This is a genomic window from Acidobacteriota bacterium (genome assembly GCA_016184105.1).
Classification (GTDB): domain Bacteria; phylum Acidobacteriota; class Vicinamibacteria; order Vicinamibacterales; family 2-12-FULL-66-21; genus JACPDI01.
In genome coordinates this window covers 1-25646 of sequence record JACPDI010000017.1, presented here as the reverse complement: position 1 = coordinate 25646, position 25646 = coordinate 1, and the positions used below count along the sequence as shown (strand labels likewise).

The following is a 25646-nucleotide window of genomic DNA, read 5'->3' as shown; positions in this document are numbered from 1 at the left end:
ATGTGGCAGATCTTCCGCAAGGAACTGCTCGAACTGCGGCAGAACCCCAAGGTCCTGCGGATTGTGCTCGTCGCCCCGATCATCCAGCTGATCGTCCTCGGGTACGCGGCGAACATGGACGTGAAGAACGTGCCGGTCGTGATCGCCGACGGCAGCCGGACGGCGGAGAGCCGCCGGCTCATCGCCCGCTTCGAGGGCTCTCCGTACTTTACGATTGTGGACGTCGTGACCACGGTCAACGAGATCGATTCGTACATCGAGCGCGGCACCGCCTGGATGGCGCTCGCGATTCCGTACGACTACGCCGAGCGGATCGGGCGCGGCGATCGGACGGCCGCGCTCCAGCTTGTGGCGGACGGCAGCGACGCGAACTCCACCACGCTGGCGCTGTCCTACGCCGCGAACCTCGTCGGCGCGCACACGGAAGAACTGCTGACGGAGCGGGCGGGCAGCGCGCCGCTTCGCCGCCGCGACGGCAGCCTCGACGCCCGGATCCGCGTCTGGTTCAACCCCCAGCTCCTCAGCCGCCACTTCATGTTGCCCGCGATCTCGGCGCTGCTGCTCCTGGTGATCACCTCGAACCTGTCGTCGATGGCGATCGTGCGCGAGCGCGAGGTCGGCACGTACGAACAGCTCAGCGTCACGCCGCTCACGCGGTGGGGGCTGATCGGCGGGAAGCTCCTCCCCTACGGGATGATTGGCATGATCGACGTGTTGTTGGTCGTGGCGGTGACCGTCTTCTGGTTCGACGTGCCGATCCGGGGAAGCGTTTTGCTGCTGTTCGCGATGTGCGCCGTGTACCTGCTCTCGACGCTGAGCCTCGGGCTGCTCGTCTCGACGGTCTCGCACACGCAGCAGCAGGCGATGATGACGGCGACCTTCTTCTTCCTGATGCCGATGATCTACCTGTCGGGATTCATCTTCCCGAGCGAAAACATGCCGCGCGCCATCCAGTGGCTGACCTACCTCATCCCGCTGCGGTACTTCATCGTGATCGTGCGCGGCATCTTCCTGAAGGGCATTGGTCTCGAGGTGCTCTGGCCGCAGGCGCTGGCGCTCTTCGCGTGGGGGGTGACGGCTCTTGCGATCGCGGCAAGCCGCGCCCGCAAGAGCCTGGATTAGCTACCGTCGCTTGAATTCTCGGGGTCAGATCCCGAAGGCAGCGGCTACACTGCGACGGCATGGCGTTCTGGATCGGGACCTCAGGGTACAACTACCCGGAATGGCGGGGGAGCTTCTATCCCGAGAAGTTTCCGGCGGCGAAGATGCTCCCCTACTACGCCGAACGCTTCAACTCCGTCGAAATCAACTACACGTTCTATCGGATGCCCACCGCGAAACAGCTGGAGCGGTGGGCGGCGGCGACGCCCGAAACATTCGTCTTCACGCTGAAAGCGCCCCGGCGCATCACCCACGATGCGAAGCTGCAGCACTGCGAAGACACCGTCGCGGCATTCTGCGCCACCGCCCGGACCCTGGGAACGCGGCTTGGCATGCTGTTGTTCCAGCTGCCACCCGGATTTCGCCGCAACGTGGCGGTGCTCGAGCAGTTCCTGGCCTGCCTGCCCGACGGCACGCGCGCGGCATTCGAGTTCCGCCACGCGTCGTGGCACGACGAAGAGGTCTATGCGGCCCTCAGGCGCCGGAACATGGCGCTGTGCACTGCCGACAGCGAGAGGATGAGCACGCCGCTGGAAGTCACCGCCGACTATGGCTACTTCCGGCTGCGCGACGAGGGTTACCAGCCGGCGGACATCACCCGCTGGGCGGCGACGATTGACAGGCTGTCAGCCTCGTGGAAGGACGTCTTCGTCTACTTCAAGCACGAAGGGCAGGGCATTGGTCCCGCGTTGGCGACGATGCTGCGCGAAGCGCTGTCGCGAACGCGATGACGCGGCGTTCCGCCCAGTAGGCATCCCCGTCGACACCGTCGCACACGAACGCGCAGTGGCCGCCGTGGTCGCTCAGTTCCACGGTGATGTGCGGGTTCGCCGTGACCCGTTCATCGAGGAACGTTCCGCAGGGCACGAACGGATCGTCCTTGGCGCTGATGATCAGCGCCGGCACCGTGATCCGGTCGATGACGCGGAGCGCGCTGGCCCGGTCGTAGTAGTCCGCAGCGCTGCTGAAACCGAAATGCGGCGCCGTGAACACCTCGTCGAAGTCGCGGACGCTTCGCACGCCCGGCAGGCGCTCCATCGGGAAGCAACCCGGCCACGCCTTGTCCTTCCGCCGCATGCGCGACCGCAGGTTGCGGACGAAGTTCCACTGGTAGAGCCGGTTGGACGGACGCTCCAGCGCGCGAACGCACTCGGCCAGATCGATGACGGGTGACACGGCCGCCACGCCGAGCAGCTCGCGCGGCGCCGCGGCGCCGTACTCGCCCGCCAGCTTCAGCGCGAGATTGCCGCCGAGGGAGTAGCCCGCGACCGCGACGGACGGCAGGCCGTCGAGCGTGCGCAGTTCGTCGATGACCGTGCGCGGATCCGCCGTGAGGGCCGAGCTGTAGAGGCCGGCGGAGAGGTGCTCGGTGCCCCCGCAATTCCGCTGGTTGAGCAGGATGACGTTGAAGCCTGCCGCGAATCCTTTGTCCGCGAGCCCGCGCATGTAGTGCGCCGTGCTGGAGCCTTCGAGCCCGTGGAGGCACAGCAGCGTCGTGGACTCGCGCGGCTTGGCCTGCCAGTAGCAGTGAGCCAGCACCCGCGCGTCGGACGCAACGTCGAAGTATCGCGGCACCGGAGCGGGAAGCCTCGGAAAGCGGCGCGGCTTGGCCCACGCGTAGACCGTCATCAGGTGGCCGCTTCTCAGGCGGCGGTGCGGGACGAAGGACATGTGTTCAGTGTACCCACAGGCTGCCCGCTCACCGCAGCCGATATATGTTGAACCGTGCGTTGCGGTACGCGAGCGGCAGCGGCAGCGGGACCTCGGTGATCAGGAAGTCGAGATCATACCGCCGCGCCAGATCCAGGACGCGAGGGGCGGAGAGATCATCGAAATCGGAGACAAGCGGCAGGCGCTCCTGCACGCGCATGGCGATGCCGCGGTCGTACATCGCGATCGCCGGGTCCTTGCTGCGCTCGAGGAACACGTCGCGCCGGCCGCTCACGCGAACGCCACTGCCGTACAAATACGCGTGATCGGGGTGCGCGAGCCAGTGGGAACCGCGTTCGGTCGACCGCGCCCAGCGCATGGCGTCCTCCCACGGCGTGTCGGGTGGCGAGAGGACCGCGAGCGATCGCTCCGGGAACCGCACCGTCATCAGATACACGCCGCGCGCCGCGGAGCCCAGGACCACGACGACGGCCACGATCGCGGGAGCGAGCGTCCGGTGCCGGCCGCGCGCGTCGCCGAGGAGCCAGATCACGCTGAGCGTGGCGAACAGGTCGAGGATCCAGAACACACGCGACGGCTGCATCTGGATGGCGAGCGCGCTCCGCACGAGCATCGGGGGGAGGAGCACCATGAAAATGACCACCAGCGCCGCGGCGCCTCCGAGCAGGGCGCGCTCGCGCGGGCGCAGCTCGCCCGCGCGCCGGCGGACGCAGGCCGCCGCAGCCACCACCGCCACGTACGCGGCGGGCACGAGCCACCCGGAAAGCGGCCAGCGATCGGGAAACAGGTAGTCCTTCTCTGCAATCACTGACAGCCACGCCGCGTCCATCGGCGCCAACCTGCCGGCGAGCGGACCCCGCGCGATGGCGTAACCCAGCATGCCGGTCGCGAGCGTGCCGCACGCGAGCAACGGCAGGCGGTCGCGCCGTTCGCTGATCAGCCCCGCCACGCCGAGACAGACGAGGAACCAGAAGGCGGTGGTGGTGTGGACGGCGGCGGCGAGGAGACCGATGACGAGCGCCGGCCAGATGCCGCGCCGCAGGAACACGGCAACCGCGAGCACGCCGAGTCCAAAGGCAAAGATGCGCGGATGGAAGTAGCCCTCCAGCGTGTTCACGCCGGCGCGCGCCACCGCGTGCCGGAGCGTGAGCGCGGCGGCAAGCGCGGCGACCGACCAGCCGGATCGGAACACGGCACGGCCGAGCGCCACGGCCGCGACAAACAGCAGGAGCAGCGACGCGACGTGCAGCGCGTACACGATTGCCGGGGTCTCGATGCCGGCGATCGCGCCGCCGCGCATCGCAAGACCCATCACGTCGTCGGCAAGCGTCAGTCGCGACTGCACGTCGAGGAGCGCGCCGTCGCGGGGGAACGAAGCCAGGCCCGCGCGCTGAAGCCCGGCGGGCAGATAGAAGGCGAGATCGGACACGCCGTACCGGTAACCCGCGGCGTTGGCGATCGCGAGCACGCAGAAAAGCGGCGCGCCCGCGATCCACAGCAGGACGGCTGATGCCCGGCTAACCCTCATCCGCCGAGGGGCCGTAGATCGCCGGCAGCGCCACGTTGCGCAGGCGGAGGTACACGCTCAGCTGACCGCGATGGTGAATGGAGTGATTCATCAGGAAGCCGCGCAGCGCCGCGATACGCGGCAGCGTGAAGACAATTCGGCCCCCCTTCTTGAACGTCCAGGCCGCCAGGTATTCGCCGTCCGACATGGCCGCGAGCCGGCTCCGGGCCGCGGCGACGTTGCGGTCGAACATCTCGAGCAGCCCCACGCGGTTCGCGGGAACCTTCGGCCTCGCCTCGGGCGGGATGGAGTCCATGTCGAGCTCGGTCTGCTGCGTGATCTGTTCGGCCCACGTCGGGAGGTTCGACAAATGCGTCGCCAGGCCCCCGAGGCTCATGGATTTGTCGTGCGGCTTCCACGCCAGGTCCGCTTCAGGGACGCGCTCGAGCAGCCGGCGCGTGACGGCCATTTCATGATCGAATTCAGGCAGCAGCGCATCTGTGATTGCCACGTTCGTCATCTCCAGCGGCCGATTGTCACGCCACGGCCGCCTGGCGCGCCGCGTCAGCGGCCGAAGTTCACCCGCGGCAGCCGCTTCGCCTCCGGCGGTGCCTGGAAGTAGGGATATTCCTCGAAGCCGAACATCTTCGCCGTCACGTTGGACGGAAACTGCCGGCGCAGCGTGTTGTACTCCTGCACGCGCTCGTTGTAGCGCATGCGCTCCACGGCAATCCGGTTTTCCGTGCCGGCGAGTTCGTCCATCAGCCGCGTAAATTGCGCGTCCGCCTTGAGCTGCGGGTAGTTCTCGACAATCGCGAGCAGCCGGGCGAGCGCCGACGTCTGCTGGTTGGCCGCCTCGATCTTCTGCTCGGGCGTCGCGGCTCCCGCGAGACGAGCGCGCGAGTCGGCCACCGCCTGGAACACGTCCTTCTCGTGCGCCGCGTATCCCTTCACGGTTTCGACCAGGTTCGGGACCAGGTCGTTGCGCCGCTGCAGCTGGTTCTCCACCTGGCTCCACTGCGCTTTGATCGCCTCTTCCTGGGACGTGAAGCGGTTGTACGAACAGCCCGACAGCGCCAGCGCCATCAGGACGACCACGCCGTCCCGTATGACCTTCTGCATACTCTTACCTTCTGCCTTTTCCCTTTTCCCTTTCAAGTATCACGTTACCACCCCCCCGACGCCCCCCCGCCTCCCCTGCGCCCTCCGCCAAATCCCCCGAAGCCGCCTCCGCCGCCGCCGAATCCTCCAAAGCCGCCGCCCCACGAGCCGCCGCCGAACGGACCGACGCCGCTGTTCCACCCGCTCCACGGCCCGCCTCCGAAGTGCCGCCGCCGGGGGCGCCGGCGCAACACGCTGCTCAGGATGAAGAAGAGAATGAGCCCGAAGATGAACAGCCGCGGGATGATCGGGCCGGGCGCCGCCCCCGGCGCGTCGCGCGGCACGTCGTCGAGGTTCACGCCGCGGCGGTCCGCGATGCGGTTGATGATCCTGGTGATCCCAACCAGCATGCCCTGGCCGTACTCGGCGCGCTGGAACGCCGGACGCATGGCGTCGCGCACCTCGCCCGCAAATCCGTCGGTAATGAACTCCTCGAGGCCGTACCCGACCTCGATCCGCATCTGCCGATCGCGGATGGCCGCCACGACGAGGGCGCCGTTGTCCTTCCCCTTCTGGCCGATGCCGGCGCCGTGATTGTCGAACAACTTCACGGCGTACTCGTCGACGCTGGCGTACGGCGCGTAGCGCTCGACGGTGACGACGACGATCGTGTCCCCGGTGGCCCGCTGGAGCGCGCGGATGCGGCGATCGATTTCCGACTCGCTGGCCGGATCGAGGACGCCGGCGAAATCGTTGACCGGTTCGGTGAGGCGGGGAAGGGGGGCCGTCACCGCTTGTCCGCTTCCGCGGACAAGCGGTGACGGTCCCACCAGCAGCACGCACACGGCGAGCGCGGCCAGGTGGCGATCAGATCGCATCGCGATCCACGGCCCGCCAGAGCTGCTCGACAAGGGCGACGTAGCGCGGCACCAGCGGCGGGGCGTCGGCCGCCTGGCCGCCGCGGCCAAACGCAATCACGTCGCGCACGGTCGCGGCATCTGCTTTCAACTCCGATTGTGCGAACGACACGAGTTCCTCGTCGGTGCCGGCGGGCGACAGCCGGAGGCGCGCGACGTTCTGCAATGCCGCGCGGAACGCGGGCACCGACGCGCGGATGAGATCCGCGACCGACGACGGGCGGCCGTGCGTCTCGAGAAAGCCCTCCCGCAGGTGGATGAGATGTCCCTTGATCTGGCGCTCGACCCCGCGCCGCAGATCCGCGCTCGTGACGCTCATGTTCGTGGACGGCCACGATCCGCGCACGACGACGTGCCGGGACAGGATTGAGTGATATTCGACGGGGAAGACGTCGAGCGTGCGCTCGAACTCCTCCTGCGCCAGCAGGAGCGGCGTGGCGAGCCCCCCCTTGTGCCACGCCGCGACCGCCGTCAGCAGCGCGGAGAGATCGTCGCTCCGTACGGTATCCACGAGCGCGAGCGTGTGGACGGCGGAGACATCCGCGGCGGTTCTCATCGCCGGCTCGTACGCGACAACGACCCGCAGGCGGTCTCCAAAGACGCGCGCGAGATCGTCGGCGAGCCGTCCCGCGGCGGCCCGTTCGGTCTCGGTCAGGGAAGCCTCGCTCATGTGACCGATTCTATCGACAACTGACGAGAATCCGGCAGGGCGGCGCCCTCACCGGCGACATAGGCCGAAAATGTCTTTAAATTCCGCCAATTCCCGGCGTGGCATCGCCGTTGCCTCTCGCCCGGGCAGCTAATTCTGGCAGCGGATAACAATGGCCATGCTTATCGTCGAGGAGTGCATCAGCTGCGGCGCCTGCGAGCCGGAGTGCCCGAACACCGCCATCGCGCAGGGCGAGCTGATTTACACCATCGACGCCGAGAAGTGCACCGAATGTGTGGGGGCGCACGACGCGCCGAAGTGCGTCGAGGTCTGTCCGGTCGAAGGCTGCATCGTCACCGATCCGAATCACGCGGAATCGCGCGAAGAGCTGCAGGCCAAGTACGAGCGCCTGCACTAACCAGCCCGGGCGGACCGCCCGGGCATTCCAATCGACACGCGGAGGGCGGACGGTCGCTTGACTGTTCGCCCGTCCACCCTTCACAATCGCGCCCCATGCGCCGCGTCTTGTTGCTGCTCGCCGCGTCCACGGTGACGCTCGGCGCGCAGACTCCTTCCACGTTCGACACCGTCACACAACACATCGATGGCCGCCGCGATCGCTACGCCACCGTCGCGCGCCAGATCTGGGAGTTTGCGGAAGTCGGCTTCCAGGAGACGAAGAGCAGCGCGCTGCTGCAGGGAGTGCTGCGCGCCGCAGGTTTCCGCGTGGAGGCGGGCGTCGCGGATATGCCCACCGCGTTTGTGGCGAGCTGGGGCAGCGGCCGGCCGATCATCGCGTTCATCGGCGAGTTCGATGCGCTGCCCGGGCTCTCGCAGCAGGCGAAAGCGGAGCGCTCGCCGGTCGCCGCCGGCGGTCCCGGGCACGGCTGCGGGCATCATCTGCTGGGAACGGGATCGATGGCCGCCGCCATCGCCGTCAAGGAGTGGCTGCAGGCGACGGGGGGCGCCGGCACCGTGCGCTACTACGGCACGCCGGCGGAGGAGGGGGGCTCCGGCAAGGTCTACATCGTGCGCGCGGGCCTGTTCAAGGATGTCGACGCCGCGCTGGCGTGGCATCCGGCGGACCACACCGGCGTCTCGGCAGGAACGACGCTCGCCAACATCACCGCGAAATTCCGCTTTCACGGCGTGTCGGCGCACGCCGCGGCTGCGCCCGATCGGGGACGGTCCGCGCTCGACGCGGTGGAAGCGATGAACTACATGGTGAACCTGATGCGCGAGCACGTGCCGCAGGAGACGCGGCTGCACTACGTGATCACGCAGGGTGGGCGCGCGCCGAACGTGGTGCCCGATTTCGCCGAGGTGTATCACTACGCGCGCCATCCCGACATGCCCGTGCTCGCCGGCATCTGGGACCGCGTCGTCAAGGCGGCCGAAGGGGCGGCGCTCGGCACCGGCACGCGAATGGAGTACGAGATCATCGGCGCCGTCCACAACGTGCTTTCCAACGAGTATCTGAGTCGCCGACTGCACGAGCACCTCGACCGGGTCGGTGGGGTGCAGTACGACGCCGCCGATCGCTCGTTCGCCGAAGCGCTGCATGCGACGCTCGACTCGCCGCGCCGCGCGCTCGGCTCGGAGCGGTTGGTCGAGCCGCCCGTGGCGGGTGAAGTCAGCTCGGCGTCCACCGACCTCGGCGACGTGAGCTGGAATGTGCCGACCGCGGAGCTGTCGGCGGCGACGTGGGTGCCCGGCACGCCCGCGCACTCGTGGCAGGCGACCGCGTGCGGCGGCACCACGATCGGCACAAAGGGCATGCTGGTCGCGGCCAAGGCGCTGGCGCGGCTCGGCGTCGATCTCCTCTCGAATCCCGACGTCGTCCGGGGCGCGCGGGAATCCTTCGAACGGCAGCGCGGAAAGTACGTGTATGAGCCGATGCTGGGAGATCGGAAGCCGGCGCTGGATTATCGGCGTTGAGCGGGCGCCGCGGAATAGAGCCGAACCACGAAGGCCACCGCGCGCACGAAGCAGGACACGATCAGGATTTCTTCTTCGTGTTCTTCTTCGTGCGCTTCGTGGTCTTTGTGGCAGCGACTCGTCTCGCGGTCTTTGTGGCCGCAACTCGTCTCGCGGCGGGCGGCACCGTCTGCGCGGCCTTCATAGCCGCGGCGCGCTCGATGATCCGCGCGAGCATCTGGCCGGCGCCTCCCCCCTTTGCCGGCCGGTGTGATTCCCACACGTCGGGATTGCCGGCGGCGAGAATGTCCTCGAAGTCGCCGTCGCTCTTCACGCTGCGCGGCGCGAACTCGGCGATGTCCACGTCGCCGGACCAGTCGTCGCGATGCTTGATCAGGAGCCAGCTTGGCTTCGTGCCGTAGCCGGCCCTGCCGCCCCGGCCGCTCGTCTGCACGAGCGCCCACGAGCCTTTCAGCTTGTAGCCGTCGAGCGTGAACTTCAGGTCCCCTTTCTTGAGCGCCGCGTCCACGTCATTCACCTGCGGTGTCCACGTGCCCTGGTCCCAGAGCATCACGATGCCGGCACCGTATCCGGAAGGGATCACCCCCTCGAACGCGCCGTACTCGATCGGGTGGTCCTCCACCTGCATCGCCAGCCGCTTCGTCCCGGGATCGAGGGAGGGCCCTTTGGGCACCGCCCACGACAGCAGCACGCCGGCGTGCTCGAGGCGGAAGTCGTAATGCAAGTGGCTGGCGAGATGCTTCTGCACGCAGAAGAAGCGGCTCCTGGTCTCCGCCGCCGCGCGCCTCGCCCGCAGCGGTTCGCTGCCGGCGGGCTCCGGTGACTGCTTGAAGTCCCGTTTCTCCCGGTATTTCTTGAGCGTCATGCAAACGGTGCGAGCTGTTCAGGCCTCGGTCGCGGCGTCACCAGGCTGACGACGACGAGCGCCAGCACGGACACGACGAGCGCGGGGAAGATGGCGTCGCGCTCGGCCAGGCGCGGCGGCAGCAGCGCCGCCCCTTCGTTCCAGAAGATGGTCACCGCCGTGCCGAGCGCGATCGAGGTCACCGCCGCCGCCGCCGTGACCCGCTTCGAGAAGAAGGTTGCCATGACCACCGGCGTAATCGCCGCCGAGTAAATCGTGTAGGCGTACATCGCCTTGGCCAGGATCGACTCGAGCCCCAGCCCCTGGTACAGCGCCCAGAGTCCGAGCAGCACCACGAGCACGCGGGACACGATGAGCACGTTGGCGTGCGCCGCACCCGGGTTGACGAAGCGCGTGTAGACGTCATTGATCAGGTTCGTCGCCGGCGAGAACAGGTAGTTGTTCGCGGTGGAGATCACCTTGGCGAACACCGCGCCCATCAGCACCGCGCCGATGAGCGACGGCAGCGCGTTCCGCGCGGTATAGGGGATGATCTCGCGCGGGTTCAGCTCGCCGGGGGGCACCGTGAGGTACAGCGCCGACCCGAAGACGGCGATCGCGACGATCAGCGTCTCGAGGATGCCGGTGCCGATGAACCAGCCGGCAACGGCGACCTTCGCGTCCCGCTCGGTCTTGGCCGAGAAGAACTTCTGGTACATGCTCTGGTTTCCGAGCATCAGCAGAAACGTGGGAAAGAAGTATTCGAGCGCGCGCGTGAGCGCGGCGCCGGTGCCCTCGAAGACGCCGTTCCGCACGCCGTATTCGCCAAACAGCGTGAAGTGGCTCGCGGGGAGGCTGCCGTGCAGGCCCGCCCAGCCCCCCGCCTTCGCGAGCAGGATCGGAGCGGCCACCAGGCCCACGACCGAGATCAGGAGGCCGATGGCCACATCCATGTACGCCACGCTCGCCATTCCGGCGATCGCGGTAAAGCCGATCACGAACACCGCGATGATGATCGTCCCGGCCACCTTGCTGACATCGGGGAACACCAGGTGCAGGATGTCGCCGCCGGCGCGGAACTGGTAGCTGGTGATGGCGGTGTAGGCAAAGAGGATCGCGATCGTGCCCAACACGCGCGCCGTCGTGTTGTACCGGGTCTCGAGCAGATCCGGGATCGTGAACTGCGCGAACTTCCGCGCACGAGGCGCCACGAAGTAGATGATCAGCAGCGCGAGCCACCCGCCCGCGGGCTGCCACAGCGCGGCGAACCCGTTGCGGAATGCGTTCTCCGCGCCGGCGAAGAGCGATCCGGCGCCGATCCACGACGAGAGCAGCGTGAACACGAGCACGTAGGCCGGCAGCGACCGCCCCGCCACCAGATAGTCGGCCTTCGTGTGGACCTTCCTGACCTGCGCCAGGCTGACGGCCAGCAGCACCACGACGATGATGCCCAGGACGAGGACGTAGAGATTCATGCGGCGGCTATCGTACCTTACTTGCAGGCACCAGGCACCAGGCACCAGGAAGGTTCGTGCCTCCGCCGCGTGCCTTGTGGCTCGTGCCACAATAGCAGGATGCTCGTCCTCCTCATCTCCACCTACGAACTCGGCCGCCAGCCGTTCGGGCTGGCGTCGCCGGCGGCGTGGCTGCGTGAGGCGGGCGTCGATGTGACGTGCGTGGATGTCAGCCGGCAGCGCCTCGAGAACGAACCGATCGCCGCAGCCGGCGCGGTCGGCTTTTACCTGCCGATGCATACCGCCACGCGCCTCGCGTTTCCGCTCATCGAACGCGTTCGGCGAGTGAACCCGGCCGCGCGCGTGTGCGCCTTCGGGCTCTACGCGCCACTCAACGAGGCGGCGCTGCGCGAGGCGGGCGTGACCGCTGTGTTCGGAGGGGAGTTCGAAGCCGCGCTCACGGAGTGGGTGGCGGCGGCGGGTTCGGAATCCGCGGCCGCGGGACCCGCGTCCACAGGCGTCGGCCCGGGGTCCGTCGATCCGGCGTCCACGCCGCGGCTGCGGTTTCGCGTGCCCGATCGCGTGGGGCTGCCCCCGCTGGACCGGTATGCCTCGCTGCAGATGCCCGATGGCACCCGGCGCGTCGCCGGCTACACGGAAGCGAGCCGCGGCTGCAAGCACTTGTGCCGGCATTGCCCGGTGGTCCCCGTGTACGAGGGACGCTTCCGCGTCGTTTCGCCGGAGGTGGTCATCGCGGACGTGCGCAGCCAGGTGGAGCGCGGCGCGCGCCACATCACGTTCGGCGATCCCGATTTCTTCAACGGCATCGGCCACGCGCTCTCCGTCGTCCGCGCGTTCGCGCGCGAGTGTCCCGGCGTCAGCTACGACGTCACCGTCAAGATCGAGCACCTGCTGAAGCACGTCGCCGCGCTGCCCGTGCTGGCCGAGACAGGCTGCGTGCTGGTGACGAGCGCGGCCGAGGCCGTCGACGATCGGACCCTCGAGCGGCTGGCCAAAGGCCACACGCGCGCGGACTTCGAGCGCGCGGTGCAAGCGTGCCGTCGGTCGGGGCTCACCCTGACGCCCACCTTCGTGCCTTTCACTCCGTGGACGACGCTGGAGGGCTATCGCGATCTGCTCGGCGCCATCGCGTCGCTCGACCTGGTGGATCACGTCGCGCCCATCCAGCTTGCCATTCGACTGCTCGTGCCAAACGGATCGCGGCTGCTGGAGCTCGAAGAGGTGCGCGCGGTGATTGGCACGTACGATCCCGCCGGGCTCGTGTATCCGTGGCGCCATCCGGATCCGCGCGTGGACGTGTTGCAGCGCGAGGTGGAACGCCTGGTGGCCGCCGGGCTCAACGCCGATCGACAGGCCGTGTTTGCCGACGTGTGGCGCGCCGCTCACGCGGCGTTGCCGGTGGCCGTGCCGGAGGCGCCGCCGCTGACGGCGCGCGCCGCCGTGCCGTTCCTGACCGAGCCCTGGTACTGTTGAGCGGAGCCGACGCGGGAGCAGGTGGCTCTCGTTTGATCTCCGGCATCATCCGTATGCGCGTCCTGATCCTGTCGACCACGACCGGCTACCAACTTCGAGCGTTCAACGACGCCGCAGAGACGCTCGGAATCGAGCTGGCGTTCGCCACCAATCACTGCGATCGCCTCGAGGACCCGTGGCAGGATCAAGCCGTCCCGGTGAAGTTCCATGAGGAGGACCGCTCGCTGAACGCGATCCTCCGAGCCGCGCGGAAGAAACCGCTCAGCGGCGTGATCGCCGTCGGCGATCGCCCCGTCATCCTGGCTGCGCGCGTCACTGAAGCGCTCGGCCTTCCCGGCAATCCTCCCGATGCCGCGCGTGCCTCGGCCAGCAAGCTTCTCACGCGTGAAGCGCTCGATCGCGCCGGCCTGCCGGTGCCGTGGTTCTTCCAGGTGCCGGTCGGCACCGATCCGCGCGAGGTCCTCGGGCGAATGGAGGCCGAGGGCCGACAGTTTCCCTGCGTGATCAAGCCGATCGCGATGGCGGGCAGCCGCGGCGTCATGCGGGCCGATGGCCCCGTCGCGCTCCTTGCCGCGTTCGAACGCCTGCGCGCGCTGCTCGGGCGGCCCGACGTTCGCGTCCAGCGGGACGCCGCGCTCGGGTTCGCGCTGATCGAGGGATACATTCCGGGCGATGAGTTCGCGCTCGAAGGGGTGGTCGACCGAGGAGAGCTGCAGGCCTTCGCGCTCTTCGACAAACCGGATCCGCTCGAAGGTCCGTTCTTTGAAGAAACCATCTACGTCACGCCGTCCCGGCTCGCGCCGGCGGCCCAGGGGCGCGTGATCCATACCGTGGGCGCGGCGTGCCGCGCCATCGGCCTGCGGCACGGGCCGGTCCACGCGGAAGTGCGCGTCAACGACGATGGCGTCTACGTCCTCGAGGTCGCCGCGCGACCGATCGGCGGACTGTGCGCGCGCACGCTTCGCTTTGTGGATAGGGGTCAGGTCGAGAAAAAAGTGCGAATTCCGGATCTGACCCCACTGGAGGGGGTGTTGCTGCGGCATGCCACCGGCGAGCCCGCGGCAGACTACCAGCGCGAGCCGTCGGCCGCCGGCGTGATGATGACCCCGGTGCCGCGCCGGGGGATGTTCAAGCGCGTGGACGGTCTCGAACAGGCGCGCGCCATCGCCGGCATCGACGACATCGTGATCACCGCCAAGCCCGATCAGATGCTCGTGCCCCTGCCCGAGGGGGCCAGCTACCCTGGGTTCATCTTCGCGAGGGGAGAGACAGCCCGGCAGGTGGAAGCGGCGCTCCGGGAGGCGTACCGGACGCTCAGTTGGGTCGTCGAGCGTCCCGTGGAACTCCTCTGATTATCCCTTCGACTTCTCAGGTACGTACCCGGGCGGCAGGGCAGCCCCTTGCCCGAAGAAAAACTCCTCCATCTGCCCGGCCACCAGCTCCTGCGCCTCCTTCTGCCACGGCATGAGCCGGTACTCGTTGAGGATCATCTTCATTCGCTCTTCCCACATCTTCCAGGCTTCAACCGAGACGTTCTCGTAAATGCGCTGTCCGAGCGCGCCGGGCCACGGAGGCGTGTCAAGGGCGGGCAGTTCTCGCTGCAGTTTTACGCACTTCACGGTGCGTCCGGTCGACATGGTCTCATGCTATCACTGCTGTATGATTCGCCGCCCGAACGTAGCAAAACCTTCCATCCAATAATGTGACTTCGCCTCACCACCCTGGCCGGCACTCAACAAACGCAAGTATTTACGACCTTAGCTCGTCTGTGTCCGGCTCTGCCGTGATGGCACATCCTTTGATAAACCGTATGCCGATGTACGTCTGCGTGGCGGGGTTTTGTGGCCGGTGACCACGAACGAGGCGATGGTGAGGAGCGGGATGTGCCGGAGACGCCCCCGGACGAACCACCACCGGTCCCTGTTGAAGATCCACCCGCGGAGCCTTCCACCTCGCCATACGTGGTGAGGCGGGAGGGAGGCCGTTAACGCGTCAAGTTTTCGGGGGGAGAACACCGTGAATAGTGGCGAGCACAAGGAACGCCGGGGTTTTGCATCGATGACGCCCGAGAAGCAGCGCGAGATCGCTTCGAAGGGCGGACGGGCGGCGCACGCCAAGGGAACCGCGCACGAGTGGACGTCCGAAGAGGCTCGCAACGCGGGCCGCAAGGGCGGGCAGATCAGTCGCGGCGGCCGTGGACGGCTCCACCCGGAAGAAATGCGCGGTCCGGCCGTCGGACGCGTCGCCGGGCCGGCTGGTGCGGAATAGTCTGCGCGGCGCCGAACAACTGAATGCGGACGGAGAAGAAATCGACCGCGGGACCGTGGCGGTCTCGAACGCACGTTCGTGAGGAGATGGTGATGCTGGATCGTGTGACAAAGGGTCTCGCGGCACTGCTGCTGTGCGGTGCCTCGACGGCGTCGGCTCAGACGTCGGCGCAACCAGCGGGAGCCGCGCAGGCGCCCGCGACGACCACGCAGTCAGTGGACCTCCAGAGGCGGCCGGCGACGGCGACGAATCTGGGGGACACGGGGTTGTGGGTTGTCCCGACCGGCGAAGTGCTGCCGGCGCGGAAGTGGTCGGTGAGCCTGTACCGGTCGAATGTCGACTACGAGCAGGGGTTCACCGACGTGTCGGTCTGGCCGGTGACGCTGGGGGTGGGGCTGGGAGCCCGGGCGGAGCTGTTCGCGTCGGTGCGGTCGGTGGTGCGGATCGACCGGGACACGCGGCCGATCTTCTTCGACGTGGGGGCGGATGAAGGGGGCGGGCTGGTCAACGAGTATCCGTTCGTGACGCGGGGGTGGAGCGGGAACCAGTTCGGGGACGTGTGGGTGGGGGGGAAAGTGAACCTGCTGTCCGAGTACCGGGAGGCGCCGGTGGCGCTGGCGGTGCGGGGGGTGGTGAAGCTGCCGACGGGGGATGAAGCCGACGGGGCGGGGACGGGGAAAGCGGACTGGGCGGTCCACGGGATTGTGAGCAAGGAAGTGAACGAACGGGTGGAGCTGGCGGGGTTTGCCGGCGTGGTGGTGCGGGGGGACCCCGACCAGGTGGCGCTGGCAAACGGGCTGCAGTGGGGAGTCGGCGCGGGCTTTCCGACGCGGCGGCGGCTGCGGTTGACGGCGGAACTGCACGGCGAGCTGAATTTCGAGGACACGGTCACGGCCCCCGCCGGGTTGCTGCGGGGGGTGGACGGGTCGGTCTCGCCGGCGGTGTCGGGGCATGACGGGCCGGTGAACGCGGCGCTGGGGCTGACGTGGCAGAGCGCGGGGGGCTTTTTCGCGGGGGCGGGCGTGCAGGCGAACGTCCGGCTCGATGGGCGCGGCGCGGTCGCGGCGTTGGCCGACGAGACCGGGGACTCGCTGGGGTTCCAGCTGCGGGTGGGGTATCACCCGGGGATGCGGGTGTATGTACCGCCGCCCCCCCCGCCGCCCCCGCCGGCGCCGCCGGCCAACCAGCCGCCGTCGGTCAAGGCGCGGTGCGAGCCGTGCACGGTGGAGGTGGGCAAGAGCGCGACGGTGACCGGCGAGGCGCAGGACCCGGACGGCGATGCGCTGACCTACACGTGGGCGGCGCCGGCCGGGACGCTGCAGCAACCGGCGGACCGGCAGACGCGGTGGACGGCGCCGCTGCAGCCGGGGCCGGTGCCGGTGACGATCACGGTCGCTGACGGCAAGGGGGGGACGGCCTCCGACACGGTGACGCTCCAGGTGGTGCGGCCGCCGGTGAAGGAATTCGTGTTCGAGGACGTGCACTTCGACTTCGACCGGTACTCGCTGCGGCCGGCGGCGACGCGGATCCTGGAGGAAGCGGTCCAGGCGCTGCAGGACAACCCGGAGCTGCGGCTCGAGGTGGAAGGGCACACGTGCAACATCGGGACGGCCGAATACAACCTGGCGCTCGGCGAGCGGCGGGCCACCGCGGTGCGGGACTACCTGACGAGCCGCGGCCTGTCCGCCGACCGGCTGCGCACGGTCAGCTACGGCGAGGAGCGGCCCAAGCATGACAACGCGCGCGAGGAAACCCGGCGCCTCAATCGCCGCGCCGCTATGGTCGTCAGGGTGCAGCGCTAGCGCAGGCAGCGGATAAGGGGGACAGTCACACTTCTTGGCTGGGTCGACACCAAGAAGTGTGACTGTCCCCCTTCTTGCCGAGGAGTTCGGATGCGTTTCATCAACATCTACTTGATCGGCTACTTCATCCTCGTAATCGGCGCTGCGCTTGCGCTCTGGCAGGCCGGCATTCTCGCGAGGATTTCCGGCACCTGGATCGCGATCGGCGCCCTGATCGCCGTGGGCTTCGGCATCATGCTCGCCGTATCGGCAGGGAAGCCGGAAATCACGCGGGAGTAGCGGCGTTTCAACCGTTTCGGCCTTGGCACGCGGTGTGAACCCTCTCCTGCCACGATGTGGCGAACCTCAGCCGCCGTGCTGCTCTGCCTTCTGCTCGCCACCCCCGCGCGTGCGCAGAGCCCGCGAATCGAAGTCACCAAGCTCTCCATCGAAGGCGTGAACGCGGTCAAAACAGGCGAGCTGAAGCGCGCGCTCGCCACCGGCGCGAGCTCGTGGCTGCCCTGGGGAAAACAGCGGTACTTCAACCGCACACAGTTCGAGGCCGACCTGAAGCGCGGCCGGGTCTTTTATGCCGATCGCGGGTACCCGGACGCGCAGGTCGTCTCGTTCGACCTCGATCTGAACGAGAAGCAGGATGCAATCGCGATCACCCTGGTGATCCACGAAGGACCGCCGGTCATCGTCCAGGAGATCCATTACAGCGGGTTCGAGGCGTTGCCCGAGGCGCACTTCGACCGCATGAAACGCGACGCTCCCTTGAAGGCGGGACTGCCTCGCGATCGCGCCGCGCTGCAGATGACGCGCGAGCGCGCGCTCGACGAGTTGCGCGATCACGGCTATCCCGATGCCAGCGTTCGCGCCCGCGAAGCGCAAGCCGGCGACGCGCGGAAGGTGGCCGTCACCTTCGAGGCCACGCCGGCCACGCTCGCGCGATTCGGCGAGATCGAGGTCGCCGGCAACACCAGCGTTTCGGACGAGGTCGTACGGCGTCACCTGACATTCCAGCCGGGCCGCATGTTTCGACTGGGCCAGATGCAGGAAAGCCAGCGGCGGCTGTACGGGCTGGAGCTGTTCGAGTTCGTGAACGTCGACGCCGTGGAGCCCGAGGAAGGGGCGGCCGCGCGCGAGCAGGTGCCCGTGCGCGTCACCGTCACGGAGGGGAAGCACCGGAAGCTGAACGTCGGCGTCGGCTACGGGAGCGAGGAGAAGGCGCGCACCGAAGCGAACTGGCGGCACGTGAACTTCTTCGGCGGGGCGCGCACGGCGGGGATCGAGGCGCGCTGGTCGTCGCTCGATCGCGGCGTGCGTCTCAACTTCCAGCAGCCGTACCTGTTTTCGCCGCGCGTCACGCTGTCGGCGTCGGCCGAAGCCTGGTACACGCGCGAGCCCGCGTTCTCGCTCGACACGAGCGGCGGCCGCATCACGGTGCAGCGGCGCTTCTCGATGGGGGGTCCCCGCAGCACCAGCCCCTCGGTGACGACGCTGTCGGGCAGCGTCGTCTACAACCGCGAGAGCTACACCATCGCGAACGAACTGCTCGAGGATCTCACCCGGCGCGACGAGATCATCGCGTTGAAACTCGATCCGCGCACGGGTGCGGGGCGCGGTACGGTCTCCGCGCTGGACGTTGATTACACCCGCAACACGACGGAGAACGTGCTGGATGCCCGGCGCGGCTACATCGCGACCGCGCACTACGAAGAGGCTGGGACGTGGATGGGTGGGGATTACGCCTATCGCGAGGTCACGCTGGAAGGGCGTCATTACTTCGCGGCCTTCGACCGCTTCGTGTGGGCGAACCGGCTGAAGGTCGGCTCGATTGCCGGACCGGGCGACGTGCAGAACCTCGCGCCGTTCTTCAAACGCTATTTCCTCGGTGGGTCCTCGAGCCTGCGCGGATGGGGCCGATTCCAGGTGGGCCCGCTGAGCGGGTCGGGGCTGCCCCTCGGTGGCCATTCGATGCTCGAGGCGTCCTCTGAATTCCGGATACCGGTCTGGGGCCACCTGAGCCTCGTGCTGTTCGGCGAGGCCGGCAACGTCTGGTCCGATCCCTGGGAGATCGACCCGGGAGACTTGCGGTTCGACGTGGGTTCCGGGCTCCGCTACCACACGCCCATCGGCCCGATCCGGTTCGACGTGGGCTACCAGATCAATCCGATCGAGGGACTGCTCGTCAAAGGCAAGCAGCAGCCGCGCCGGTTTCGGCTGCACTTCAGTGTCGGGCAGGCATTCTGACCATGCGGCTCCTGCGCCGAACCGCCCAGGCTATTGCGCTCGTCGCCACGCTGCTCATCGGCGTCGTCGCTGTCGCGCTGATCGTGTCGCAGACGCCATGGTTCAAGGACTGGCTGCGGCGGTACGTGATGCGTGAGTCCGCGCAATATCTGAACGGACAGCTCACGATCGGCCGGCTCGGGGGAAACCTGCTGTTCGGCCTCGACCTCGCGGACGTGGCCGTCGAGGTGTCGGGGGAGCAGGTCGTCGCGGTCAAGGACCTGCAGCTTGATTACAGCGCGTTCGACTTCGTGTCACGTGGGCTCATCCTGGACGACATCCGCATCACCGAGCCGCGCCTGGTACTGCGGCGCGACGAGGGGGGGCGCTGGAATCTCGCGTCGCTCGTCAAGAAGCAGGAGAGGGAGGCGGGCCGTGAAGGCCCCGCCCGTCCGGTGGCAATCGGCTCGATCGGGATTTCAAACGGCCAGCTGACGATCGACGACCGCGCGGCGGGGGACGGGCCCGTCGGCACGGCGGGGCGCGCCGGGTCTCCTGGGGTCAACATCCCGGATCGCATCAGAAAGTTCGACGCGAAGCTGTCGTTCCACTATCAGCCGGTGGAGTTCACGCTGGTGATGGACCACGTCTCGTTTCGCACCGAGTCACCATCGCTCGACGTCAACCGGATCCAGGGCACGGTCGCCATAAGAGACGACGACCTGTTCTTCGAGACACTGAAGATCCACACGGCCGAAAGCGCGGTGAATGTGGATGGCGCCGTCGAACAGTACGCGACGAAGCCGGTGCTGAAGATCGAGGCGGCGTCCGAGCGGCTGTCCCTTCCGGAGATCGCGCGCGTCGCGCCGGCGATCGGTGACCGGCGGCTCCATCCCTCGTTCAGCGTCAAGGCGCGCGGGCCGCTCGGTGAGCTGGCTTTGCAGTTGAACGCGCGCTCCGAGGCTGGAACGATTGACGCGGAGGTCACGGTGGATGCCGAGGGGCCGCAGCGGGCGGCGCGCGGCACGGTGCGCACCGGGGGGCTGAACCTCGCGCCGCTGCTCGATGACCCCTCGCAGAAAAGCCACATCACGGGCACCACGCGCCTCGACATCAGCGTGCCCGCGGGGGGCATGGACGCCGCGCGCGGCGCGTTCGCCTTCGCGGGTCCCCGCGTGGCGGTCGCCGGATACGAGGCGAGCGACGTGAACGCGCGGGGACGCATCGACGGTCCGCGCGTCACGATCGACGGGCGCGCCCACGCGTACGGCGGGACGGCGACGGCCGGGGGCGTCATCGTGACGCCGAGCGAGGCGAAAGGACGCGGGCTGCGGTTCTCGCTCGACGGCCGCGCCGCGGGCGTCAACCTGCGAGGACTGCCCGCGCGGCTGAACGCGCCGCGGCTGACTACGGATCTCAATGCGACGTATCACGCCGAGGGGGCGGGCCGGCGGGTGGCGGGCAACGCGCGGCTCGATCGATCCTCAGTGGAGGGAGCGACGATCGAGGGGGGTACGACGGCAAGCGTCGTGGTGCCGGGTCCCGGCCGGATCGAATACGCCGCCCAAGGGGGCGTCAGCGGGCTCGACGTGCAGCGGCTCGGGCGAGGGCTGCGCATCGCCGCCTTGAGCGCCGGCCGGTTCGCCAGCGATATCAACGCGGGGTTCGACGTGAAGGGGAGCGGCACGTCGTTGCAGGCATCGACCCTCGATGCGACGGGCGCGCTGCACGACTCGCGCGTGTTCGGCGGGAACGTGCCGGCGCTCGACTTCGAGGCGCACCTGGCTGGCGGCGCGCTGCGCGCGCGCGCGCAAGGGGAGCTGGCGGGGTTCGACCCCGCCGCGCTGAGCGGCCGGCCGGATCTGAAGGGCACCATCGGCGGACGCGTGAGCGTGGACGCCACGGTGGCGGACATCACACGCCCGATCGCGCCCGATGCGATCGACGGCACGGCGCGGGTGGAATTGGCGAGGAGCGCGATCGCGGGGTTGGACCTCGACGGCGGCATCGTGGACGCCTCGGTGCGCGACGGGGTCGCAGACCTGAAGGACGTCTCGCTGGAGGGACCCGACCTCAGCCTGAACGCGCGGGGGCGCGTCGCGCTGAACGACACGGATTCTTCCGATCTGAAGTATCGGCTGCAGGCTGCACGACTCGAGGAGATCGGCCGCGTCCTGAAGCAGCCGCTGCAGGGGAGCGCGATCGTGGACGGCACGATGACCGGCAACCGGTCGAGCCTCCGCATCGCAGGCACGCTCGACGGGAGCAACCTCGCGCACGGCGACAACGGTGCCCTCGACGTGAACAGCACGTTCGCGGTGACGCTTCCCAACCTCCGCGCAGCCGATGCCGGCGTCGAAGCACAGACCGAAGCGACGTTTGTGAAGATCGGCGGCCTCCAGATCCAGGAGTTCACCGCCAGGACCACCTACGCCGGGAACACGGTCGGCTTCGACGCGACGGTGAACGATCGCGGGCGCCAGCTGCAGGCGAAGGGAGACGCCATCCTGCACCCCGATCATTCGGAAGTGCACCTGCCCGCGTTTGCGTTGCGCACGCAGGGCGTTGAATGGCGCCTCGCGGGCGCCGACGCGGCCATCCGGTACGGCGGCGACCGCGTGTCTTTTCAGAACGTGCGCCTGCAGAACGGGGCACAGATCCTCTCGGTTGACGGCGCCATCGCGACCACGGGGGAGGACAAGACAGGCGACGTGGGGATCAGGGCCGAGAACGTCGACCTCGCGCAGCTGCAGCGACTGTTGCTGACCGACCGGGGGCTGAAGGGGCAGTTCAGCGCTGACGCGCGGCTGACCGGCTCGCTGTCCGCGCCGCGCGTGGACGGGAACATCGCGATTGCGAACGGCGCATTTCGCGGCTTCACATTCGATTCGCTCACCTCCAGGGTGACCTACACGTCAACGGGCATGACGGTCGACGCTCGCCTGCAGCAGAACGCGCAGCAGTGGCTCACAGTGAAAGGGGTCGCGCCGATGAGCCTGTTCCGCGCCGAGCCGACGACGCGCGCCGAACACGTGGCGGCCACCTCAGCCGACCGCGTCGATCTCCGGGTGGAGAGCAGTGTCGTCGACCTCGGCGTCGTGCAGGGTTTCACCGCCCAGGTCACCAACGTGGCAGGCACGATCCAGGCGAACGTTCGCGTGACCGGGTCGGGCCACGACCCACACCCGGCCGGCACGATCGCGATCCGCAACGGGGCGTTCTCGCTGCCGGTGGGCGGCACGTCGTATACCGGGCTCGATACGACGCTGCAGCTCTCAACGGACAAGGTCGTCGTGCCGCGCTTCCAGGTTCTCGACGATCACAAGAACCCGCTCACCGTGGCGGGCGAGCTGGCCGTGCACGCGCGCTCGGTGGGGGCGGTCAACGTCACCGTCGAGTCGGACAACTTCGAGCTGATCGACAACCAGCTCGGCGACCTCGGGGTGGACTCGCGGCTCCGGGTCACGGGCGAGCTGCGCCGCCCGCGCGTCGAGGGGGAGATCGCGGTCGAGAACGGCCGCCTGCAGGTGGACGAGATCCTCGCGATGGTCGCCGACCCGTACGCGACCGAGCTGGCCGAGGAGCCGATTGAGCCGGGGGCCGAGGCCGCCGCGAGCGCGCAAGGAGCGTCGCAGGCGGCGCACCGCGCGCTCGACGAGTCCGGGCGGAACGTCCGGTCGGAGAAGAACGCGGAAGCGGCGGCGGCGAAGGGACGCGCCGCGCCGTCCGGCACGCTGATGGACAACCTCACGCTCGACGTGCAGGTCCGCCTGCCGGACAACCTCGTGCTGCGGGGCACCGATCTTCGCCCCGGCGGCCCGGGCGGCATTGCGCTCGGCGACATGAACCTCACCGTCGGCGGCGGCGTTCGCGCGCGCAAGCAGCCGAATGACACCGTGCGGCTCGTCGGCACGGTGAACACCGTCCGCGGCTTCTACGAGTTCCAGGGGCGGCGTTTCGACGTGGAGCGCGACGGCCGGATCCGCTTCGTCGGCCTCGCCGATCCGAACCCGCTCCTCGATCTGCGGGCGACACGCATTATCGACGGCGTCGAAGCGCGTGTGCACGTCGGCGGCACGGCGCGCGCGCCGGAACTGGAGCTGTCCAGCAATCCTCCGCTGGACGAGGCCGACATCCTGTCGCTGATCGTGTTCAACCAGTCGATCAACGACCTGAACGAGGGAGAGCGGATCTCCCTCGCCCAGCGCGCCGGTGCCGTGGCCGGCGGCTTCGTCGCGGCGCCGCTGGCGCGGTCGATCGGCCGCGCGCTGGACGTCGATTTATTCGAGATCCAGGCCACGGACGAATCCGGGCTGCTCGGCCCGGGCATCACGCTCGGGCAGCAGGTGAGCGAGCACCTGTTCGTGAAGTTCCACCAGCAGTTCGGACCGCAGGACACGAGCGAGTTCATCCTGGAGTACCAGATCGCGGATTTCATGCGCCTGCGCGCGAGCGGATCGCCGGGCGATCCGGCGAAGGCGAACCGCGTTGCGCTGCGCCGCGTCGAGCGGGCAGGGGCGGACCTGATCTTCTTCTTTAGTTACTGATCATTATCAATGGGCAAGCAACACGACATTGACCCTTGCGTCGTTGAAACACGCGCCGCCGCCGAGATCCGTCAGCGTGTCGGGCGCCAGGGCGTTGGCGGTCAGGCCGTTGAGCGTGTGCCGGCGCCAGAGCCCCTTGGGAAGGCAGACCGTGCCGGGCGGGAGATCGGGTGAGATGGCCGCCTTGCACTCGACGCTGGCGCTCGCGTTGAAAACGCGGACCGAATCCCCGTCCGCGATGCCGCGCGCGGCGGCGTCGCCGGGGTTCAGATCGAGCGACGCGGTCGTCGTGCGCAACTCGCCGAGCGTGGAGGAAATGGTCTTCGCGGTGGCCGGCGAGATCAGCGCCAGCGGATACTCGGCGGTCGCCGGATCCGGCTGATAGCGATAGAGGACACCTGCCTCCGCGGCGCTCGTGGGGAACAGGTCGATCTTCCCGTCGGGCGTCGGTGGCAGGACCGATACGAACTGGACAGGCGCGCCGTCGTGCGGCGGCGGCGCGACGCCGTGCTCCATCAGGGACGCGCCAATCTCGCCCGGCATTCGCGACGCGAGCCGCATCAGCGCCTCTGCCTCGCTCTCGAGGTCTTCTCCCTCCGTCCCGACCTCAAGGCGCCTGGCCAGGTCGGCGAACACTTCCGGATTGGGCCGCGCCTCGCCAAACGGTTCGACGATGGGGCGTACGAGCTGGACGCTGTAGGCGCCGTAGCCGCGCGCGACGTCGTAGTGCTCGAGGAACGTCGTTGCGGGCAGCACGATATCGGCATAGTGCGCCGTGTCGGTCATCACCTGGTCGAACACGACCACGAACAGGTCGTCACGCGCGAGCCCCCTGAGCACCCGCGTCTGGTCCGGCATGGTGACCAGGGGGTTGCAGTTATACACGAAGAGGACCTTGACGGGCGGCGCATCGTACTCGGTGAGCGCGCGTCCCAGGTGGTTCATGTTGACCAGTCGCGTGGCAGGCTCGGGCGTGTCTATCCACTGCGCCGCGCGGAGCCCGTATGCCGCGGAGTTGCTCATCGTGTAGCCGCCGCCGCGGACGCCGAATTTGCCCGCCACCGCCGGCAGCGCGAGGATCGCCAGCGCCGCGTTGCCGCCGTTGCGATTGCGCTCGAGCCCCCAGCCGCATCGGATCACCGCGGGCGTCTCGCGCACGTACATGTCGGCGAGCGCTTCCAAAGCGGTTGCCGGGACGCGGCTTTCGGCGGCGGCGCGGTCGAACGTCCACTCCCTGGCGCGCGCCCGAAGGTCGTCGGCCCCCTTCGCGTGCGTCGCGAGGAATGTCGAGTCGGCAAAACCATTTTCAAACAGATGGCGATGGATGGAGAGGGCGATCGGGAGGTCCGTCCCGGGACGAGGCTGCACGTGCACGTCGGCGAGGCGCGCCAGCGGTGTGGAGCGGGGATCGATGACCACGAGCTTCGCGCCGCGCCGCTGCGCCGCGCGGATGTACGGAATGATGTGGATGCCGGAGGCTGACGGGTTCGCGCCCCAGACGATGATCAGGTGTGCGTGTTCGTAATCCTGGTACGCGACGCCGGCCATCTTGCCGTACATCGCGAGCGCCGCCGCCGTTGTCGGCGCGGCGCAGACCGTTCGCGCCAGCCGCGAGGTCCCCAGGCGGCGCCACAACTCCGCGTCGGCGGTGTCCTGCGTCAGCAGGCCGTTCGATCCGCCGTAGGAAAACGGCAGGATGGACTCGCCGCCCCAGCGCGCGCGCGCCTCGCGGATCCGGTCGGCGATGCCGTCGAGCGCCTCGTCCCACGTCAGGCGCGCGAATGTCGCGCTGCCGCGCGGTCCTTTCCGGGCCATCGCGTATTTCAGCCGCTCGGGGTGGTACACGCGATCCGCGAAGCGGCGTACCTTCGCGCAGATGTACCCTTCGGTGACGGGGTTGGCCGTCGCACCGTCGATCTCGACGATCCGGCCTTTTTCAGTCGTGACGTCGAGGCTGCACGAGTCGGGGCAGTCCAGCGGGCAGGCGGTGGCCACCGTCGCGCGCCCCCAGTTCTCCTGGGAAATCTTGCGCGGCATGGGAGGAGTGTACTACGGAGCAAAAGGGGGACAGTCACACTT

General features: G+C 68.5%; 21 protein-coding genes. 11 read left to right on the top strand and 10 right to left on the bottom strand.

The window, feature by feature from the left end:
• Together HYU53_06610 and HYU53_06605 are read left to right on the top strand one after the other, a co-directional pair.
• Entirely contained in the window at positions 1–1122 is a 1122-nt protein-coding gene (locus tag HYU53_06610) for an ABC transporter permease (GenBank protein ID MBI2220864.1), read from the top strand.
• Positions 1123–1181: 59 nt separating this feature from the next.
• Positions 1182–1892, top strand: a complete 711-nt coding sequence (locus HYU53_06605; protein ID MBI2220863.1) for a DUF72 domain-containing protein — start codon at positions 1182–1184, stop codon at positions 1890–1892.
• Here the strand turns inward: HYU53_06605 and HYU53_06600 are convergent.
• From HYU53_06600 to HYU53_06575, 6 genes are read right to left on the bottom strand one after another with little or no spacing between them, the layout of a single operon-like run.
• On the bottom strand, positions 1819–2832 hold the full coding sequence (locus HYU53_06600) for an alpha/beta fold hydrolase (GenBank protein MBI2220862.1): 1014 nt from the start codon (positions 2830–2832) through the stop codon (positions 1819–1821). The two genes, HYU53_06605 and HYU53_06600, sit on opposite strands and share 74 nt — an antisense overlap.
• 28 nt (positions 2833–2860) lie before the next feature.
• A complete protein-coding gene (locus HYU53_06595) occupies positions 2861–4360 on the bottom strand; it encodes a hypothetical protein (GenBank protein MBI2220861.1) in 1500 nt (499 codons plus the stop codon).
• Positions 4350–4859 carry a DinB family protein gene (locus HYU53_06590; protein ID MBI2220860.1) on the bottom strand — a complete coding sequence of 170 codons (510 nt, stop codon included), beginning with the start codon at positions 4857–4859 and terminating at the stop codon, positions 4350–4352. Before HYU53_06590 ends, HYU53_06595 begins: the two co-directional genes overlap by 11 nt.
• Before the next feature lie 44 nt (positions 4860–4903).
• Entirely contained in the window at positions 4904–5461 is a 558-nt protein-coding gene (locus HYU53_06585; GenBank protein ID MBI2220859.1) for a LemA family protein, read from the bottom strand.
• 44 nt (positions 5462–5505) lie between these two features.
• Complete coding sequence (locus tag HYU53_06580) at positions 5506–6318, bottom strand: TPM domain-containing protein (GenBank protein MBI2220858.1); 813 nt, start codon at positions 6316–6318, stop codon at positions 5506–5508.
• Positions 6308–7027 carry a hypothetical protein gene (locus tag HYU53_06575; protein MBI2220857.1) on the bottom strand — a complete coding sequence of 240 codons (720 nt, stop codon included), beginning with the start codon at positions 7025–7027 and terminating at the stop codon, positions 6308–6310. The genes HYU53_06580 and HYU53_06575 overlap by 11 nt, the downstream gene beginning before the upstream one ends.
• A gap of 151 nt (positions 7028–7178) precedes the next feature.
• Here HYU53_06575 and HYU53_06570 point away from each other — a divergent pair, with 151 nt between their 5' ends.
• Both HYU53_06570 and HYU53_06565 read left to right on the top strand, forming a co-directional pair.
• Positions 7179–7424, top strand: coding sequence for a YfhL family 4Fe-4S dicluster ferredoxin (locus HYU53_06570; GenBank protein ID MBI2220856.1), 246 nt, complete (start codon positions 7179–7181; stop codon positions 7422–7424).
• 95 nt (positions 7425–7519) lie between these two features.
• Positions 7520–8944 (top strand): amidohydrolase, encoded by a 1425-nt coding sequence (locus HYU53_06565; protein ID MBI2220855.1) that lies wholly within the window; start codon positions 7520–7522, stop codon positions 8942–8944.
• A 61-nt stretch (positions 8945–9005) separates the two neighbouring features.
• On the opposite strand, the gene HYU53_06560 is transcribed toward HYU53_06565, so the two are convergent.
• Both HYU53_06560 and HYU53_06555 read right to left on the bottom strand, forming a co-directional pair.
• A complete protein-coding gene (locus HYU53_06560) occupies positions 9006–9809 on the bottom strand; it encodes a hypothetical protein (GenBank protein MBI2220854.1) in 804 nt (267 codons plus the stop codon).
• A complete protein-coding gene (locus HYU53_06555; protein ID MBI2220853.1) occupies positions 9806–11263 on the bottom strand; it encodes a sodium:solute symporter family protein in 1458 nt (485 codons plus the stop codon). The genes HYU53_06560 and HYU53_06555 overlap by 4 nt, the downstream gene beginning before the upstream one ends.
• A 99-nt stretch (positions 11264–11362) precedes the next feature.
• Between HYU53_06555 and HYU53_06550 the strand changes: the two genes are divergently transcribed.
• Both HYU53_06550 and HYU53_06545 read left to right on the top strand, forming a co-directional pair.
• On the top strand, positions 11363–12736 hold the full coding sequence (locus tag HYU53_06550) for a radical SAM protein (protein MBI2220852.1): 1374 nt from the start codon (positions 11363–11365) through the stop codon (positions 12734–12736).
• Positions 12737–12789: 53 nt separating this feature from the next.
• On the top strand, positions 12790–14088 hold the full coding sequence (locus HYU53_06545; protein MBI2220851.1) for an ATP-grasp domain-containing protein: 1299 nt from the start codon (positions 12790–12792) through the stop codon (positions 14086–14088).
• On the opposite strand, the gene HYU53_06540 is transcribed toward HYU53_06545, so the two are convergent.
• Positions 14089–14373: an oxidative damage protection protein gene (locus HYU53_06540; protein ID MBI2220850.1), complete on the bottom strand. Its 285-nt coding sequence runs from the start codon at positions 14371–14373 to the stop codon at positions 14089–14091.
• 421 nt (positions 14374–14794) lie between these two features.
• On the opposite strand from HYU53_06540, the gene HYU53_06535 reads away from it, so the two are divergent.
• The 5 genes from HYU53_06535 (at position 14795) to HYU53_06515 (ending at position 23567) form a co-directional block, all read left to right on the top strand.
• On the top strand, positions 14795–15004 hold the full coding sequence (locus HYU53_06535) for a hypothetical protein (GenBank protein MBI2220849.1): 210 nt from the start codon (positions 14795–14797) through the stop codon (positions 15002–15004).
• A gap of 92 nt (positions 15005–15096) precedes the next feature.
• Positions 15097–16806, top strand: coding sequence for an OmpA family protein (locus HYU53_06530; GenBank protein ID MBI2220848.1), 1710 nt, complete (start codon positions 15097–15099; stop codon positions 16804–16806).
• Positions 16807–16896: 90 nt separating this feature from the next.
• Positions 16897–17085, top strand: coding sequence for a hypothetical protein (locus HYU53_06525; protein ID MBI2220847.1), 189 nt, complete (start codon positions 16897–16899; stop codon positions 17083–17085).
• Between the two features lie 54 nt (positions 17086–17139).
• Positions 17140–19041: a BamA/TamA family outer membrane protein gene (locus HYU53_06520; protein MBI2220846.1), complete on the top strand. Its 1902-nt coding sequence runs from the start codon at positions 17140–17142 to the stop codon at positions 19039–19041.
• Positions 19042–19043: 2 nt separating this feature from the next.
• A complete protein-coding gene (locus HYU53_06515; protein ID MBI2220845.1) occupies positions 19044–23567 on the top strand; it encodes a translocation/assembly module TamB domain-containing protein in 4524 nt (1507 codons plus the stop codon).
• A gap of 6 nt (positions 23568–23573) precedes the next feature.
• Here HYU53_06515 and HYU53_06510 read toward each other — a convergent pair whose 3' ends face one another.
• Positions 23574–25604 (bottom strand): molybdopterin-dependent oxidoreductase, encoded by a 2031-nt coding sequence (locus HYU53_06510; GenBank protein ID MBI2220844.1) that lies wholly within the window; start codon positions 25602–25604, stop codon positions 23574–23576.
• Positions 25605–25646: the final 42 nt, after the last annotated feature.